Consider the following 15,013-nt stretch of genomic DNA (forward strand, 5'->3'; position numbering starts at 1 on the left):
TGACCTTAAAGTATAGTTTAAGGTTTATACTAGTCTAAACTGATAACAAAAAGGAAAACAAGTGAAATCTCTGATCACTCTTCTATTTACACTTAGTATCTTTGCAGCAAGCGAAGGTCCTCGATTTTCTATTATTCAAACAGGTACAGCAAAAACACTTGAGGCCTTAATATATGAGAAAGGCAGTCTCTTTAAAACAATGATGGTTAACCACGCAGGTTTTCTAATTGAAAACAAGGGAAGGTACATTCTATTTGAGACAGGTTTAGGAGATGAAGTTGATCAACAATTTGACGAAGACATGTCTTGGTGGGCAAGGCCACTCTTTGCCTATGAAAAGCTTGACTCAATAAAGGTACAACTAAAAGATATGTATAAAATTGAAAATATCATCTTATCTCATGCTCACTGGGATCACGCCAGTGGCCTTGTTGATTATCCATATATCACAACACTAGTAAGCCCAGAAGAAATGGAAGAAGTTAAGCACCCTATTGCCAATCGAACATTTCCTTCACAATTTAAAAGAACAAAGACAAAACCATTCAAATGGAGGCAAGAAAGATATCTAGGGTTTAATAAGTACCATGACGTCTTTGGGGATAAAAAAGTTATCGTTGTTCCATTATTTGGGCACACTCATGGTTCTCTTGGCCTCATTCTAAATGGAGCACATAAGAAATACTTCTTTGTTGGTGATGCTATCTGGACAACAAGGCAACTCTCCCCAATTCAAAATAAGCCATTCATTTCATCTAAGCTTGTTGATACAGACAAAGAAGTGGCACAAAAGAAAATTAAAGTTGTGAAAGATATGCAAGAAAAAGGTTTTATTATTATTCCAACACATGACTACTACGTGCATGAGTCACTTGGTTACTATCCAAAGTGGAACTAACCTTTATTCTTTCATTGTTGGCAGCTTTAAACCAAATTTTATGGCCCCGTACCTGAGAACAAAAGTACTTATGATTACGATTATTGCAGGGAAAATTGGCTCTAGATCGACGTCAGATAATAAAATAAAAACGAGAGATGAAATTGCCGCCACAGTTGCATACAGCTCTTTTTGGTAGAGTATTGAAAGTTCCCCACTAAAGGCAGAACGTAAGATTCCACCTAAAACAGCAGTAATGACACCCATTAGAAGAGCAGTCTCATTATTAAACCCAAGTAATAATGTCTTTTGAGTACCGATGACAACAAAGAAGCCAAGTCCTAGTGTATCAAGGAAGAGTAAGAGAGAGCTCTGGCGTTCATAGAATCTTCTCATAAAGAAAGTTGAGAGTGTCGCAATGATAATTATATAGAGGTAAGACGTATTTTGCGTCCAGAAAACAGGTTCATCAATAATAAGGTCACGAACTGTCCCGCCACCTACTGCAGTTAGAAATGCTAAGAATAGCATTCCAAAGAGATCAAGTTTGGACTTGCCTCCTACAGATGCTCCAGTGACAGCAAATGCAAATGTTCCGAGATAATCAATATAGATAAATTCATTCATTCTAACTTCCTTAGATGGAGTTTAACATAAATTTCAAGAAATTTTACTTTTAGAATTAACCAATGACATCTGTTTATCCCCTTATAATTAAGGATAGAAAACTTTTAACCATGGAAGTGTTAAATGATTATTTTTTTCATCTGCCTTGCGATGCTGGCCCTCGCTTATATCTTTTATAGTCCCTTTGTCGAGAAACAAGCAGGAATTGATCCAAGCAAGGATACCCCCGTGACAAAATTCGAAGATGGAGTTGACTACGTTGAGGTCTCACCAACCAAGGCCTTTCTCATTCAATTCTTAAATATTGCTGGAGTGGGGCCAATTTTTGGACCAATCCTTGGAGCAATCTACGGCCCAATTGCACTCGTGTGGATCGTGCTTGGAAATATTATAGGAGGCTCTGTTCATGATTTCTACTCGGGAGTTCTAAGCATCAAGGAAGATGGTAAGAGCTTACCTGAAATTGCTGGTCACTACCTAAATCAATACTTCAAGGCAATCATGTTACTCTTTACAGCAATGCTCCTCTTCTTTGTTGGTGTAGTCTTTATTATGAGTCCTGCCGGTTTAATTAGTAACCTTGATGCCTTTAAAGATACAATGTTTGCAAGTAATAATTTTTGGGTTCTAGTTATTCTTGCCTATTACCTTCTTGCAACTCTTCTTCCAATCGATAAAATCATTACAAAATTCTACCCACTCTTTGGTCTCTTAATGGTTGTCATGACTGTCTTAGTGGCCATTTCTTTAATACTTCATGCACCAATGCTGCCTAAGATAGAAAATGTCTTTGCCTACTTTTCACATTCTCATATGAACTATGAATTATTAAATCGCGACCCTAATGGGCCTCCCGTGTGGCCACTACTATTTGTTACGATCACTTGTGGTGCCATTAGTGGTTTTCATTCAACGCAAGCTCCAATCATTGCGAGATGTCTTAAAAATGAAAAGTATGTAAGGCCCGTTTACTATGGTGCTATGTTAGCAGAAGGTGTTGTTGCATGTGTTTGGGCCCTAGCAGGGATCTCGGCATTCCCAGAAGGATATGTTCAATTAAAGGCAGTCATCGCCCAAGGAGGGCCAGGCCTAGTGGTAAAACAAATCTCTTCAACTTATCTAGGAGCACTTGGTGGAGTTATGGCGGTTCTTGCAGTAGCGATCTTTCCAATAACTTCTGGAGATACGGCCTTTCGATCACTAAGGCTTACGATCATTGATGCATTTAATATCCACCAAAGTATAAAAAATCGACTCTTTGTCTCGATCCCGATTCTAACCATCGCCTACTTTATGACAAAGATCGATTTCTCTCTAATTTGGCGATACTTTGCATTTTCAAATATGCTCTTATCAACGAGTGTGCTCTGGCTAGCAACAAAGTATCTTTTTGATCGCAAGGCGATCCATTGGGTTGTAAGCCTTCCAGCTATTGTCGGGACAGCAGTTACAATATCATATATCCTAACTGCTCCTATCGGTGTGAATCTTTCAAAAGAACAAGCGCAACCGATCGGTGCATTAGTGGGATTACTATGTTTAATTTTACTCGTAGTTTTTCATCGCAAGCGATACGCGTTTAACTAGCTTTTCTCAAGTGAAGAGAATCCATATTTCTTTTATCGACAGTTAGCTCAAAGATATCTGGACGAGAGTAATGCCCACCGATATCTAAAGAGCGTCTTGCATCGATAACTTCTTCGAGATCGTACTCAGCATAGAGAATTGCTTTTTCACGTGATAATGGCCCTGCAACAGCACTGCCAAAAGGTCTAAATAAAACCGCATCGCCATCTGATAACCAGTCATCTGGCTCCGGAAAAATATCGTCTTTAAATGGTATATCATCTGGAATATCACGGCACTGAATTGCAGTAGAACATCCAGCGACCCAACAACCACCTTCTCGAGCAATATGCCTTAAGGTTCCTACCCAAGACTCTCCACAGTCCCAGGTTGGTGCCAAGTAAACTTCTACTCCTTGTGCATATAAACTGAAGCGTGAAAGTGGCATATAATTTTCCCAGCAAATTAGCGTTCCAATTTTTCCAGCGGGTGTATCAACAACATTTAACCCACGAGCATCTCCCCACCCCCAGACCATGCGTTCAGGATTTGTTGGGATAAGCTTACGATGGTTATTAAGAATTTTTCCATCTGGCCCAATAATGGCATAAGAATTAAAAAGAGTTGAGCCGCTAGCTTCTGCATTAATCTCGTTGAAGCCAATTGCGACTGTCACATTTTCTTTCTTAGCTGTCTCTTGAATTTCAGAAAGTTGTCCCTTGGAAAGGTCAACAGAGTTCTTAAAAAGAAGGTGGTGTAATTCTTTAGACATTCCAATATCACCACCTGGTCTTAACCTCCAAACCCATGAAGGATAACCAGGTAAGTAGGCTTCAGGAAACATTACTAAGTCAGCACCATTTCCTGCGGCTTCAGAAATTGAGTCACAGGCCCGTTCTATTGTTTTAGATAAGTTTAAAAATACTGGTGGAAGCTGAACGATTGCAATCTTTTTCACATCGATCTCCTTAAGTCAGCACCTCTCAGAGTATTTTCATTTAAGCATAAATTTGAATCGAAAAGTATTTAACTCTTTCTTATTTTCCGAAGAATTCACTACGGTATTCTTTGATTCCGGCTTCATCCTTTTTATGACAATCTTTAGACGACGCTTGTTTACTAACCTTTTCTTTTTTTACTTCTTGAATCTTTGCTTCAGATGCAACAGCTGTCATTGATAAAAGAACACAAATACCTAAGATAAGTTTTCTCATAATTAATCCCTTGTTTAGTTTTTTTCAAATTTAACACTAGGGATTGTTGAAATATAGGCACCAAACAAAGAATTCACACTTATGTTAATAGTTTTAACAATAGTGTCTAAAGTCAATAAATCTATTATCGGTAAGAAAAACTTAGATATAAAAAGGGCCATAAAAGGCCCTTATGTTTTACAATTTAAGACTATTATAAACCTCTACGCGGCCATAATTTTTTCAATCTCACTATCAGGTAAGTTTCCTAGGTCTTTATTTAAATAGTTACTCACATGCTTATTTAAATTGCTATTCAGGTTATTTCGAATAACTCCTAAGAATGAATTTTCAGCAACAATAACTAAATCATCAAAGTTGTTCTTATTATGATTTTGATTGAGGAATTGATTTATTTCTTTTGCAAATAATTCCTCACGATGCTTCTTATTCGTTTTTTTCGGAGTAAATGATTGATACCCATGGCCGTTACTATTTGCCATTGATCCATGTCGATCAGAGTCGACCTCCCCTTCTTTAAGCTTGACTTTTGGGTTCTCAAGAGACTTGATTAATTTTAGTGTATTTCTTTTTTTACGCTCATAAATACGCGCATTAGACTTACTTGCGACAACAACCCATGATCGATGCATATCTACCTCCAAGAGATATTTTTTTTATCATCACTCTATTCCAAAAAAAACTCCAACAAATAAATAGTAAAAATTTCTTATCAGCAACCAGATGAACACTGTGTATTTTCTTCTCTAATTCCTTTTTTCTTATAAAGAACTAAAAATATGTTAAAAATAATGAATGAAAAATGAAACCAAAGAACTACATCAAAGAAATCTTCACAATAAGGGCTATGACTTCAAGGCCTTAATAGAGTCATTCCCTTCCCTGGCAAGTTTTGTAAAAGAGAACCAGTATGGTAATCAGAGTGTAAACTTCTCTGATGCAGGAGCTGTTCTGTGTTTAAACCAGGCACTATTAGCACATTACTACAAAGTAGAAAATTGGAGTGTCCCCCAAGGAAACCTCGTACCACCCATACCAGGACGTGTAGACTATATTCACTATATAGCAGATCTACTTGCCCAAGAAAATAATGGAAAAATTCCTGTAGGTCCAAAGATAAAGGGGCTTGATATTGGTACAGGGACAAGTTGCATCTATCCTATTCTTGGTAATAGTATCTATGGTTGGAAGTTTGTTGGCAGTGACATCAGCTCGCAGGCCATCAATCATGCAAACTCAATGCTTAAGTCTAATGCAAGCTTAAAGAAGAATATTAAGGCACGCTTTCAAAAATCTCCAAATCATATCTTTATTGATCTGATTAAGAATGATGAAAAATTCGATTTTACAATGTGTAATCCACCTTTCTACTCATCACAAGAAGAAGCCGATAAAGAAAGAGCAACAAAGCTTAAGAACTTAAATGCGAATAAAGTAAAGAAAGGACATAAACCTTCAGCTAAATCGAATTTTGGTGGCGTTAAGAATGAACTTTGGTGTGAAGGTGGTGAAAGGGCCTTTGTGACAAATATGATTCAAGAGAGTATTGAGTTTAAAGATCAGTGTCGTTGGTTTACAACCCTTATTTCTCAAAAAGAAAATCTTCTTGAACTAGAGAAAGAGCTTAAGAAACAAAGAGTAAGCGATAGTCGAGTAATTGAGATGAATCATGGAAATAAGATAGCGCATATACTTGCTTGGCGCTTTTAATTGAAAGTCCATACCTCGACCTTAGGGAAATCAAGGTATGGACATATGAAATTAAAGAAGAATGATTGTATGAACAGCACCTTCTCTAACAACTTCAAATTCAAACATTTCTAGAGCTAGAGCTTTACGATCAGATCTCTTAGCGTTTTTAAGAAGTTCTACATCAGAGCTTGATAATTCGTCTAGAGAGATATTGAAAGCTACGAACTCATTTCTTTTTCCATTATTTACTTCACCGTGACGATCAGCTGTACCAAATGGCTTGAAGCTTAGAACAACTTGAGCAACTTCAACTTTTGAAAGTGTTACTTCTTTACAAAGACCTGTTTGAGCTCTATCTCTAACTGGACCATTTGAGTTACAGTTAGTAACAACAACATTTTTAGACTTTACAACTTCAGTAATTTTGAAATCAAATACGTTTACGTTTACAGTTCTAGATGACTCAACATTTTTCTCAGTTGCGAATACATCGTATGAGATAGTTTTTGCTTGAGTTGAAAGTCCTGCGATTAGTGTAAGTGCGATTAATAAGTTTTTCATAAATCCTCCAAGAATTGGTTAGCAATGTTTTCTATGGAGGTAATTTGAACTAAGCACGACAAAAAATATATATTCTTCAAATTTTGTCCAAATTTTCAAAGACATTTGTCCAATAACCTAATTTCAGGGCCCTAGAGCGGACAAATCTCAGAATTTTGTCCAAATTTTTCATAGTTTTACAACAATTATTGATTAAATGAATAGTGAACGATAGTTATACATCCATGCAAAATAGCATTTCTGCTTCCCATTCAAAGCTTGGCCTTAGGGCACAAGTACAGGCCGATATTAATCGCTACCTTGTAAACTTCAAGGATCCAAAGATTGGTCAAAGGAAGCTAGCCGAAAGTGCAGATATTCATCCAAAGACAATCCAAAGAATTTGTCGCCAGGAAAATACGCCTGGGCATATTACAATTCTTAAAATTTACCGTGTCCTTCTTGGAGAGAGTAATACATCTAAGCTACTTCCCCTACTCCCGAATGCAATTAAAGAAGTTGTATTAAAAGATGGAATTGATTTACCTGAGACTGACATTGATTACTCAGCAGTTATCAAAAGTGAAATTTTAAAGAATGCAGTCTTTTGCGAGATCTATTTTTTAATTGATACAGCACCTGTTACACGTGATCTAATTATGTTCAAATACGGAGAGCATGGACTTCATATTCTCGACAATATGTTCTCTCTTAACGCAATTAAATACCTAGATGATGGTGCCATCACTCTTGGGACTTCCAGAGTTCAGCTCGATGCTGAAATCATTAAGAAGGCAGGACTGACTTTATCAGAGAAGTACTCTAAGCATCAAAATTGTGAAGTCACTGGTGATAATTTCATCGGACTTTATGTTGAGTCTCTTCCAGAGGAGGCCTACCAGATGTGGCTAGAAATTGATAAAGAAGCATTTATTAAGAAAGCTGAAATAGCTAAACAGTATCGAACTAATGTTAAAGGCAAGAGAGTCTTTACCTATATGACAACTGATACATTTACAAAGAGTGAATTATGAAATTTTTAAAGTGGATCATATTATCATCTTTAGCAGCTAGTATTCTCGCTGGAGGAGACTATGGCGGCGGTCCAAAGGTTGTGGCATTAAATAAACTCGACCACTCTGTCCATCTTGGTGATATTAAGCTGACAAAAGATAATGAAAAAGTCGAACTTACAGTTATTTATCAAAAACGAGTTATGAAATTTGACCCTTTCCTAGGAGAAAGAGACGCACAAAAACTTAAGTACGGTAAGTATGCAGAGGCAAGAGTCAAATACGATAAAGAACTATTTAACCAAGACTTAATTGATGAATTAAGTGACCGTGGACCTATTACGATCTTTAGATCAAAGTACAGAAAGCTAGTTAATGAATACTTCACGATTGATGAAGTAACAGATCAAGTTAATATTGATTCAGATAAAAGATATTTTGAAGTAAACATAAAATAATAAAGAAAGCTTAGAGCTCAGTATATTTCTTTGCTGAGCCCTTCGCTTTTTCAATTGGATATTTCTTCGCATTCTTTTGCATCTTTCTAAGAGTAACTTCTTCAATATCAATATCGGCCTTAATGGCAATTCTCATAAGATAAACAAAGATATCAGCAACTTCATCTTCAAGCTTCTCTTTAAGGCTTGGGTTAGAAGCAATATCATTTGACTCACTTTCTTTTAGCCATTGAAAGATTTCAACAAGCTCTGAAGTTTCCACACTAAGTGCCATTGCCAAGTTCTTAATCGAGTGAAATTGATCCCAGTCTCTCTCACTAATAAATTTACTTACTTCAGAGTTAATCTTTTCAACATTAATCGATTTCATATAGGCCTTTTCATCAAGTCTTCTATTCGATTATAGTAATTTTCCCATTAACAAAGCAAGAAAATGTCGATTTCACTGTAACGTCACCACGACACCCACCAGGAAACGGTGATTCACTGTGAACAACAACCTCAAGGTCATTACTATGGATGCGACTAAGTTCTCCATTTAGGCCATCGCACCACTTCTGGGCGTCATGAAGAATCATATCGACAGCTCCATTAAGTGCTCCAATACTATCTGTGTAACAAGCGTAGTTTTGAATCTCAAAGTCTTTACGAGCGATACTCCCATCTCCTGCTAGCAAGCTTGCAGACGTAAAAATAGTAAGTGCGATTAATAGAAAATTCTTCATTTCTCCTCCCTTTGGTTGAAAGTAAGATAGAAAATCATATTTAATAAATACAATAAATTTATGAGTGATAATTAATAAGATAATTTTATGACCAAGAGATATCTTAATTAAGTAGCTGATAATACAAGTTAAAGTTAATCATCTTAACCATATTAAGTTTTACACAGATCAAATACCCCTTATAATTAAACCAATACCTTAAGGAGAAGTTATGAAAAGAAAGTACGTAGACCACTATAGTAATTTCGACATTAAAGAGTTCAATAAATTCTTTGACGGAGATATCAACAACTCAATCAATGCAGCAGTCGAGTGTTGTGACCGCTATGCGGATACTGATAAGGTCGCCCTTTATTGGGAGGGAGCAAATGGTGAAGAGGAAGTCATCACTTTTAAAAAGTTAAAAGATGAAACCTCAAGGCTTGCAAACTTTCTTGTCGCTCAAGGAGTTAAACCAGGAGAAGTGATTTCAGGACTTCTCCCTCGAACACCGGAGCTACTTTATACTATCCTAGGCGCATGGAAAGCAGGCGTTGTCTATCAACCTCTCTTTACGGCCTTTGGACCGAAAGCAATTGAACAAAGACTAAACTCAAGTCAGGCCAAGATTGTTTTTACTGATGATACGAACCGTTCAAAACTAGATGAGCTTCCAATGAAGCCTAAGAAATGTGTTTTGGTTCGTTCTGCTGATTACCAATTAGCACAAGATGATTTTGACTTTCATAAGGCCATGGCAGAGCAAAGTGTGGACTTCGCCCCAGTCATGAGAAAAGGTGAAGAAATATTTTGTCTCCTTTCAACTTCTGGAACAACAGGACTTCCTAAGGCCGTGCCGGTTCCACTCTTTGCCCTATCTTCATTTAAGCAATATATGGATCTCGCAGTTGATTTAAAACCAACAGATCGCTTCTGGAACCTCGCCGATCCAGGCTGGGCCTACGGACTATACTATTCAGTTATTGGTCCACTCGTTAATGGAAATGCCCTACTCTTCTATGAAGGTGGCTTTAGTGCAGAAAGTACAGTGCGTGTGATTCAAAAGTATAAAATAACTAATTTAGCAGGCTCACCTACGGCCTTTAGACTCTTAATAGGAAATGGTGAAGAAGTCTCTAAGGCCATTAAAGGACAGCTTAGAGTTGTCAGCAGTGCAGGAGAACCACTAAACCCAGAGGTTATTAATTGGTTTAAGAATAAACTCGATGTTGTGATCAACGATCACTACGGACAAACCGAAACAGGGATGACCGTTAATAACCACCATGAATTAGAACATGAAATAAAACCGGGAAGTATGGGTTATGCCATGCCTGGTTATAAAGTAGTCATCCTTGATGAGAGTGGAAAAATCGCTCCACCTAATACGCCAGGAGTTATTGCTGTTGATATCGCAAACTCTCCTATCATGTGGTTTAAGGGCTACCTAAAGGCCGAAACCCCGGCCATCGCCAATGGTTTCTATACGACTGGTGATACGGCCGAACAAACTGAAGATGGACGCATTACTTATGTAGGACGCAATGATGATGTCATTACTTCTTCAGGGTATAGAATTGGCCCATTTGATGTTGAGAGTGTCCTCCTAGAACACCCTTGTGTGCTAGAAACGGCGGTTATTGGAAAGCCTGACCCAGAAAGAACTGAAATCGTAAAAGCATTTGTGGTTTTAAATAAAGGCTTTGAGGCCACGAAAGAATTAAAAGAAGAACTTAGCTTATTTGTGAAGAAAGGACTAGCGGCACACGCCTACCCACGTGAAATTGAGTTCATTGACGAACTACCAAAAACTCCAAGTGGGAAGGTTCAACGCTTTCTCTTAAAAAATCGAGAAGCTTAAAATTTTATATTTGTGACTGGGCAGACAAATTCCTCAAGACGTTTCTTGTAGTCTGCCTCAAAGTCTTCGCGAGAAACTTTTGCAAGCTCACTAAATTCAGACTTCTTCATTTCAGCGACAAGGTCAAATGGTAGATACATCTCAAGAGCAGCGAGGCCCCCATCAATTGAATCCACAAGATTCTTGTATCCACGAATATAGCCAAAGGCTTCATCTTGTCTCTTATATCCGTCGTAGAATGCAGTTACGATCTCTGCCTTCTCTTCCATTGAAAGAAGATCACTCTCACCTAGAACTTTCCCCCAATCGTCCATAAAAGGACCTACAGGAATTAAGAACTTCGAAGACTTTCTTAGACACTTCGGTTGTCTCATGGACATATGACGATGATTCTCTTTTGAAGAGAATTCCTTATTCACCTTCCCTGTATACACAAGAATCGGGTCGTAGTTTTCATTTAATTGATGACCTAGTTTGAAGATACGCTTGTAGAAAGCATCTTCAGGGTCCATATTCCACTGAACCATCACGCGATCAAGATCCCCAAAATTATGGGCCATTAGAGGAGCCGCTCTTAGAAAATTGATATGATCCCTTTCCTCACGAAGCTTTTGCATAATAAGCTCTTCTTTCTTGATCTCTTCTAAAATGACATCTGCCATTTCCTGCGCAAGTTCAGTTTTACGATTCTTAACAAGAGCACAGTAAGCACCAATGGCAACACTTAACCATGTTCCTTCGTGCGTACTCATGACCGTATTATTGTCGTTATTATAAGCCTTACGACTCGTGACCTGAGAGTAATCCCAAGACCAAGACTCAATTGTCAGACGGGCCATCTTCTCGATATGCTTAGAGATATGGCCATGCTTCCACAAAGACTCTCTGATCTGATTGTCGACATCTGTTGGAACAAAAGTTCCCGCTGTTGCCCAGTGAGCACTGATACAAATATGAAAGTACTCAGCTAGATTGATATTATTTAGTTGCTTTAAATTCTTCTTGTAAAACCTTAGCTTCTCAAGGAAAGCTCGCTTTTCACCTGTCGTATCCAGCTCCCCTTGAAAGAGAAAAGGTGCTGTGTTTTCAACATGTTGAAGGAGAATATTCGGTGCAATGCCTACACCCTGTAATGCCATCGTTGATTTCTTCTTTTTACTCATAAAGCCTTGATAGCATATTGCACCCGAAAAGAGAGAATTATTTCAAGATGCTATATTTATGACATAAAAGTATGCTAGATTGTCTCACTTTTATTTACTTAGATAAGGTATATTCTGCAATGAGAATCAATAAATACATTAGCCAAAGTGGTATCTGCTCTCGTCGTGAAGTTGACGATTTAATTGAACAACAAGTTGTAAAGATCAACGGAGTACTTGCAGGCATTGGTGCAACTGTTAACGAGGGAGATGTCGTTGAAGTTCGCGGTCAGGTCGTAAAACCAAAAGTTGCAGAAAAAGAAATTATTATCGCTCTAAATAAACCACGCGGAATTGTTTCAACAACAGAAAGCAGTGAGAAAGATAATATTGTCGACTACGTAAATCACGTGGAAAGAATCTTCCCTATTGGCCGTCTTGATAAAGACTCACAAGGGCTAATCTTTCTGACTAATAATGGTGATATCGTTAACAAGATCCTACGTGCAGGAAATAATCACGAAAAAGAATATGTCGTTACAGTTGATAAACCAATCAACGACAACTTTATCAAAGGTATGAGCAGTGGTGTTCCGATTTTAGGAACAATGACTAAGAAGTGTAAGGTTGAACAAATGAGCATGATGGTTTTCAAGATCACACTTGTTCAAGGCCTTAACCGTCAGATTCGCCGTATGTGTGAGCACTTTGGCTATAACGTCACAAAGCTTGATCGCGTGCGCATCATGAATGTAGGTCTTAATGGCCTTGGTGTTGGAGACTGGCGAGAGCTAAGCGAAACAGAAATAGCGACCCTCTACAAATTAATTGAAGGTTCCTCATCTGAAGATAAGAAAGCTCCTGCAAAAAAGCCTCAGCAACCACAAAAGAAAAAGAAGAGTAAGTACGATAAGCTCTTTAAAGATTTAGATAAGGAATTTAACTTCAGTGGCAAGACGACAAAGAGAGAAGAAAAGCGAAAGCAAAATGCGAAAGGCAAGCACCGTCGTCGCTAAACCAAGTGCTTGCCCGCCGGAATTACTTCTTAATTCCGTATTCTAATAGTATTGAATTTTTTAAGTAACGATAGATATCAGACTTCTTAGCAAGCCTCTTTCTAAGAGGAGCTCCAAACTTCTTAGCACTCTTCGACTTTCTAAGCTCACCTGTACAGAACATCGAGTTTTGATCTGCCTCAACAAGTAGCTCAGAGATTCTTTCAGGTGCAACCTCAATTTCTTCAAGTCCCTCTTTCTTAAGAGCGCGATTTACTCTTTTATTAACTTTGGCAACCAGCTTATCAAACTTCTTCCCTGCACCGATATAACCAGAAAATGACAACTTTGCAGCATTCTTTGTAGCAATAATCTTTGAACTAATAACACCCATCTTTACTGTATTGTAGATTAGTACGATTCCAAGTGCGCCAATCCCTGCTCCAGCTCCAGTTTGAATAGCTTCAATAGGCTTAATTCCCAAATCATCCATAATTTTTTGTGCCGTTTCAGCGTCAATTGTCTCTGTTAAATCAATATCAAGTAGCTCTAGAATTTTTTCTCCGAACTCAGTAATCGGTCCACCGTCAGCAATACCACCAAGAACAAAACCGCCAAGAGTTGCAACAATTGGAAGTTGAACGAGACCTAATGTAAGCTTCACTGGTTGCATTAGTAGATCTTTTCTAAGCTTTCTAACTCTTTGGTGATAATCATCCATACAAGTTGAATTTGCAGCGAAATTATCTTGTGCATAGTTTTTCATTTCTTTGTAAGTATTAATCTTTTCAAACTCAGCTGAAACTTGAGTTTGTGCAACAACAGATGATGCAAAGGCAATAGTAATCAAAATCGTTAGTAAGCTACGAAACATTTTTTTCTCCGATAATTTTAGCTATAAATAAATATAGATGACAGCAATACTGGCCAGTACAAAGCTTTGTCAATAGCTTGAAAATGCTATCGGCTGGCTTAAAAAGCTAAATCTTTAGGTTATCTAAAGATTGAATTGATGAATGCGCATGAATACATAGAGTAGCTAAAGAGTCTTAAAAAATAAAAAAATTAATTAAAATGCAGCATCAAGAAGAAGATCTGCAGTACCATCTAAAAGTCTTTCTAAAGCATTAGGCTTCTTTTCCTTATGAAGGAAAGGCCCTTCTGAATAAACGGCAGACTCAAGAACCAGGCCTGCTGAAACAAGCTTCGATTCTCCATTAATCGTTGTTCCACCAATAAAGTTAAAGCCAACTGTTTCACCATTTGTTACATCACAAGTAATCTTTGGATTTCTACGATTTAAAAACATTTGTGAATAGTATCTTTCAACTTCTTCATCATCAGTAAAACAATGTGTGCAACCTTGGTAATTAGGTCGAGGCGTACTCACAACCTTATCCATAGGAATAACACATTTTTCTTTTCCATAAGTTTCAATAAGAATGACTCGTCCACTGTCAGCAGAGAGTCTAGTCTTACTTATTTTTTTGATTTTATAGGTTTTACTTATTTCGCTTGAAGTACGAATTGTTAACGTGTTCATACCGGCTTCATTTGCAAGGCCAGTAAACACAACTTGAAATATGAGAAATACTTTGATGAGTCCCATGTATTCTTATCGTAAGTATTTACTAACTTCTTTAATCGACAATGGCATCTGGTACGGTAACGTAGCGAATTCTTTGTTGCAGTTCTTTGGAAATATTAGACTTAATCCACTTCTTTAGGTCACTTACATTTCTTTGCCTCATATAGGAAAGGTCTACTAGAATATGAATATCACCGACCGCCTCAAGTTTATGCTTGATACTATTGCCAGCATTCTCAATATTAAAACGCCACGAATGTGTTAGCAGTGGAGAAATAGGTGTTTTTACATCCCAAAAGACTCCATTGCCATCAACGAACTCTGTTCCCTCTGGGCCTCTTTCAATTCCAGCAGCAATGATTCCCCTCTCCTGGGCATAGAGTCCACTTACGGCCTCAAGCTGGCTTGTTTGAGTTTGTTTAAAGTTATGGTCTGGATCTGATGCGAGAGAATCAAAATCTTCGTGAGAAAGATACTTAGGATTAACTGATGCCCCCTGCTCTTTAAAGATATGCCAAAGCATAATATTCTCTTCAAGATTTAATGGAGAAAGAAAAGTTCTAAGTGCACTAGAACAACTTATTTCTGAAACAGATCTTGAAGTTGAGTATGAACTTATCGAACGCTGGCCTTCTTTTGTACTAGAAGAATAGAAACCAAGGCCAAAGATAGCAATAAATTGAATTGACAGTATAAAGAGCTTTAAACGCATATGAACGTTTATCGACAATATCTA

At 37.7% G+C, this 15,013-nt stretch carries 18 protein-coding genes; 7 read left to right on the forward strand and 11 right to left on the reverse strand.

Annotated features, from left to right (window positions below):
* Nucleotides 1–61 precede the first annotated feature (61 nt).
* Nucleotides 62–898, forward strand: a complete 837-nt coding sequence (locus ACRXC1_RS11645; protein WP_433658976.1) for an MBL fold metallo-hydrolase — start codon at nt 62–64, stop codon at nt 896–898.
* A gap of 3 nt (nt 899–901) precedes the next feature.
* On the opposite strand, the gene ACRXC1_RS11650 is transcribed toward ACRXC1_RS11645, so the two are convergent.
* Entirely contained in the window at nt 902–1,504 is a 603-nt protein-coding gene (locus tag ACRXC1_RS11650) for a trimeric intracellular cation channel family protein (protein ID WP_433658978.1), read from the reverse strand.
* A gap of 123 nt (nt 1,505–1,627) precedes the next feature.
* On the opposite strand from ACRXC1_RS11650, the gene ACRXC1_RS11655 reads away from it, so the two are divergent.
* Nucleotides 1,628–3,091: a carbon starvation CstA family protein gene (locus tag ACRXC1_RS11655; RefSeq protein WP_392908844.1), complete on the forward strand. Its 1,464-nt coding sequence runs from the start codon at nt 1,628–1,630 to the stop codon at nt 3,089–3,091.
* Here ACRXC1_RS11655 and ACRXC1_RS11660 read toward each other — a convergent pair.
* The 3 genes from ACRXC1_RS11660 to ACRXC1_RS11670 form a co-directional block, all read right to left on the reverse strand.
* The gene (locus ACRXC1_RS11660; RefSeq protein WP_433658981.1) at nt 3,084–4,028 is read right to left on the reverse strand and encodes a carbon-nitrogen hydrolase family protein; all 945 of its coding nucleotides are present in this window, start codon (nt 4,026–4,028) and stop codon (nt 3,084–3,086) included. The genes ACRXC1_RS11655 and ACRXC1_RS11660 overlap by 8 nt on opposite strands.
* Nucleotides 4,029–4,107: 79 nt before the next feature.
* The gene (locus ACRXC1_RS11665; protein WP_392908842.1) at nt 4,108–4,284 is read right to left on the reverse strand and encodes a hypothetical protein; all 177 of its coding nucleotides are present in this window, start codon (nt 4,282–4,284) and stop codon (nt 4,108–4,110) included.
* Between the two features lie 203 nt (nt 4,285–4,487).
* Entirely contained in the window at nt 4,488–4,916 is a 429-nt protein-coding gene (locus tag ACRXC1_RS11670; protein WP_433658983.1) for a host attachment protein, read from the reverse strand.
* A gap of 163 nt (nt 4,917–5,079) precedes the next feature.
* Here ACRXC1_RS11670 and rlmF point away from each other — a divergent pair, with 163 nt between their 5' ends.
* On the forward strand, nt 5,080–5,994 hold the full coding sequence (gene rlmF / locus ACRXC1_RS11675; RefSeq protein ID WP_433658985.1) for a 23S rRNA (adenine(1618)-N(6))-methyltransferase RlmF: 915 nt from the start codon (nt 5,080–5,082) through the stop codon (nt 5,992–5,994).
* Nucleotides 5,995–6,045: 51 nt separating this feature from the next.
* Here the strand turns inward: rlmF and ACRXC1_RS11680 are convergent, their stop codons facing one another.
* Nucleotides 6,046–6,537 (reverse strand): hypothetical protein, encoded by a 492-nt coding sequence (locus tag ACRXC1_RS11680; protein ID WP_393060897.1) that lies wholly within the window; start codon nt 6,535–6,537, stop codon nt 6,046–6,048.
* Nucleotides 6,538–6,761: 224 nt separating this feature from the next.
* On the opposite strand from ACRXC1_RS11680, the gene ACRXC1_RS11685 reads away from it, so the two are divergent.
* Together ACRXC1_RS11685 and ACRXC1_RS11690 are read left to right on the forward strand one after the other, a co-directional pair.
* Complete coding sequence (locus ACRXC1_RS11685) at nt 6,762–7,550, forward strand: hypothetical protein (protein ID WP_433658987.1); 789 nt, start codon at nt 6,762–6,764, stop codon at nt 7,548–7,550.
* Nucleotides 7,547–7,987, forward strand: coding sequence for a hypothetical protein (locus tag ACRXC1_RS11690; RefSeq protein ID WP_433658989.1), 441 nt, complete (start codon nt 7,547–7,549; stop codon nt 7,985–7,987). Before ACRXC1_RS11685 ends, ACRXC1_RS11690 begins: the two co-directional genes overlap by 4 nt.
* A gap of 10 nt (nt 7,988–7,997) precedes the next feature.
* Here ACRXC1_RS11690 and ACRXC1_RS11695 read toward each other — a convergent pair whose 3' ends face one another.
* Both ACRXC1_RS11695 and ACRXC1_RS11700 read right to left on the reverse strand, forming a co-directional pair.
* Nucleotides 7,998–8,357 carry a nucleotide pyrophosphohydrolase gene (locus ACRXC1_RS11695; RefSeq protein WP_433658991.1) on the reverse strand — a complete coding sequence of 120 codons (360 nt, stop codon included), beginning with the start codon at nt 8,355–8,357 and terminating at the stop codon, nt 7,998–8,000.
* Nucleotides 8,358–8,379: 22 nt separating this feature from the next.
* The gene (locus ACRXC1_RS11700) at nt 8,380–8,712 is read right to left on the reverse strand and encodes a hypothetical protein (protein WP_433658993.1); all 333 of its coding nucleotides are present in this window, start codon (nt 8,710–8,712) and stop codon (nt 8,380–8,382) included.
* A gap of 211 nt (nt 8,713–8,923) precedes the next feature.
* Between ACRXC1_RS11700 and ACRXC1_RS11705 the strand changes: the two genes are divergently transcribed.
* Entirely contained in the window at nt 8,924–10,552 is a 1,629-nt protein-coding gene (locus ACRXC1_RS11705; protein ID WP_433658995.1) for an AMP-binding protein, read from the forward strand.
* On the opposite strand, the gene ACRXC1_RS11710 is transcribed toward ACRXC1_RS11705, so the two are convergent.
* The gene (locus tag ACRXC1_RS11710) at nt 10,549–11,715 is read right to left on the reverse strand and encodes a hypothetical protein (RefSeq protein WP_433658997.1); all 1,167 of its coding nucleotides are present in this window, start codon (nt 11,713–11,715) and stop codon (nt 10,549–10,551) included. The genes ACRXC1_RS11705 and ACRXC1_RS11710 overlap by 4 nt on opposite strands.
* A gap of 119 nt (nt 11,716–11,834) precedes the next feature.
* On the opposite strand from ACRXC1_RS11710, the gene rluF reads away from it, so the two are divergent.
* A complete protein-coding gene (rluF, locus tag ACRXC1_RS11715; RefSeq protein WP_392908826.1) occupies nt 11,835–12,710 on the forward strand; it encodes a 23S rRNA pseudouridine(2604) synthase RluF in 876 nt (291 codons plus the stop codon).
* A 22-nt stretch (nt 12,711–12,732) separates the two neighbouring features.
* On the opposite strand, the gene ACRXC1_RS11720 is transcribed toward rluF, so the two are convergent.
* The 3 genes from ACRXC1_RS11720 to ACRXC1_RS11730 all read right to left on the reverse strand — a co-directional run bounded on the left by ACRXC1_RS11720 (nt 12,733) and on the right by ACRXC1_RS11730 (nt 14,989).
* A complete protein-coding gene (locus ACRXC1_RS11720) occupies nt 12,733–13,563 on the reverse strand; it encodes a hypothetical protein (RefSeq protein ID WP_433658999.1) in 831 nt (276 codons plus the stop codon).
* Nucleotides 13,564–13,758: 195 nt separating this feature from the next.
* A complete protein-coding gene (locus tag ACRXC1_RS11725) occupies nt 13,759–14,298 on the reverse strand; it encodes a hypothetical protein (protein ID WP_433659001.1) in 540 nt (179 codons plus the stop codon).
* Nucleotides 14,299–14,329: 31 nt separating this feature from the next.
* Nucleotides 14,330–14,989, reverse strand: a complete 660-nt coding sequence (locus tag ACRXC1_RS11730) for a hypothetical protein (RefSeq protein WP_433659003.1) — start codon at nt 14,987–14,989, stop codon at nt 14,330–14,332.
* Nucleotides 14,990–15,013: the final 24 nt, after the last annotated feature.

It is taken from the genome of Halobacteriovorax sp. GFR8 (assembly GCF_050955245.1).
Lineage (GTDB): Bacteria > Bdellovibrionota > Bacteriovoracia > Bacteriovoracales > Bacteriovoracaceae > Halobacteriovorax_A.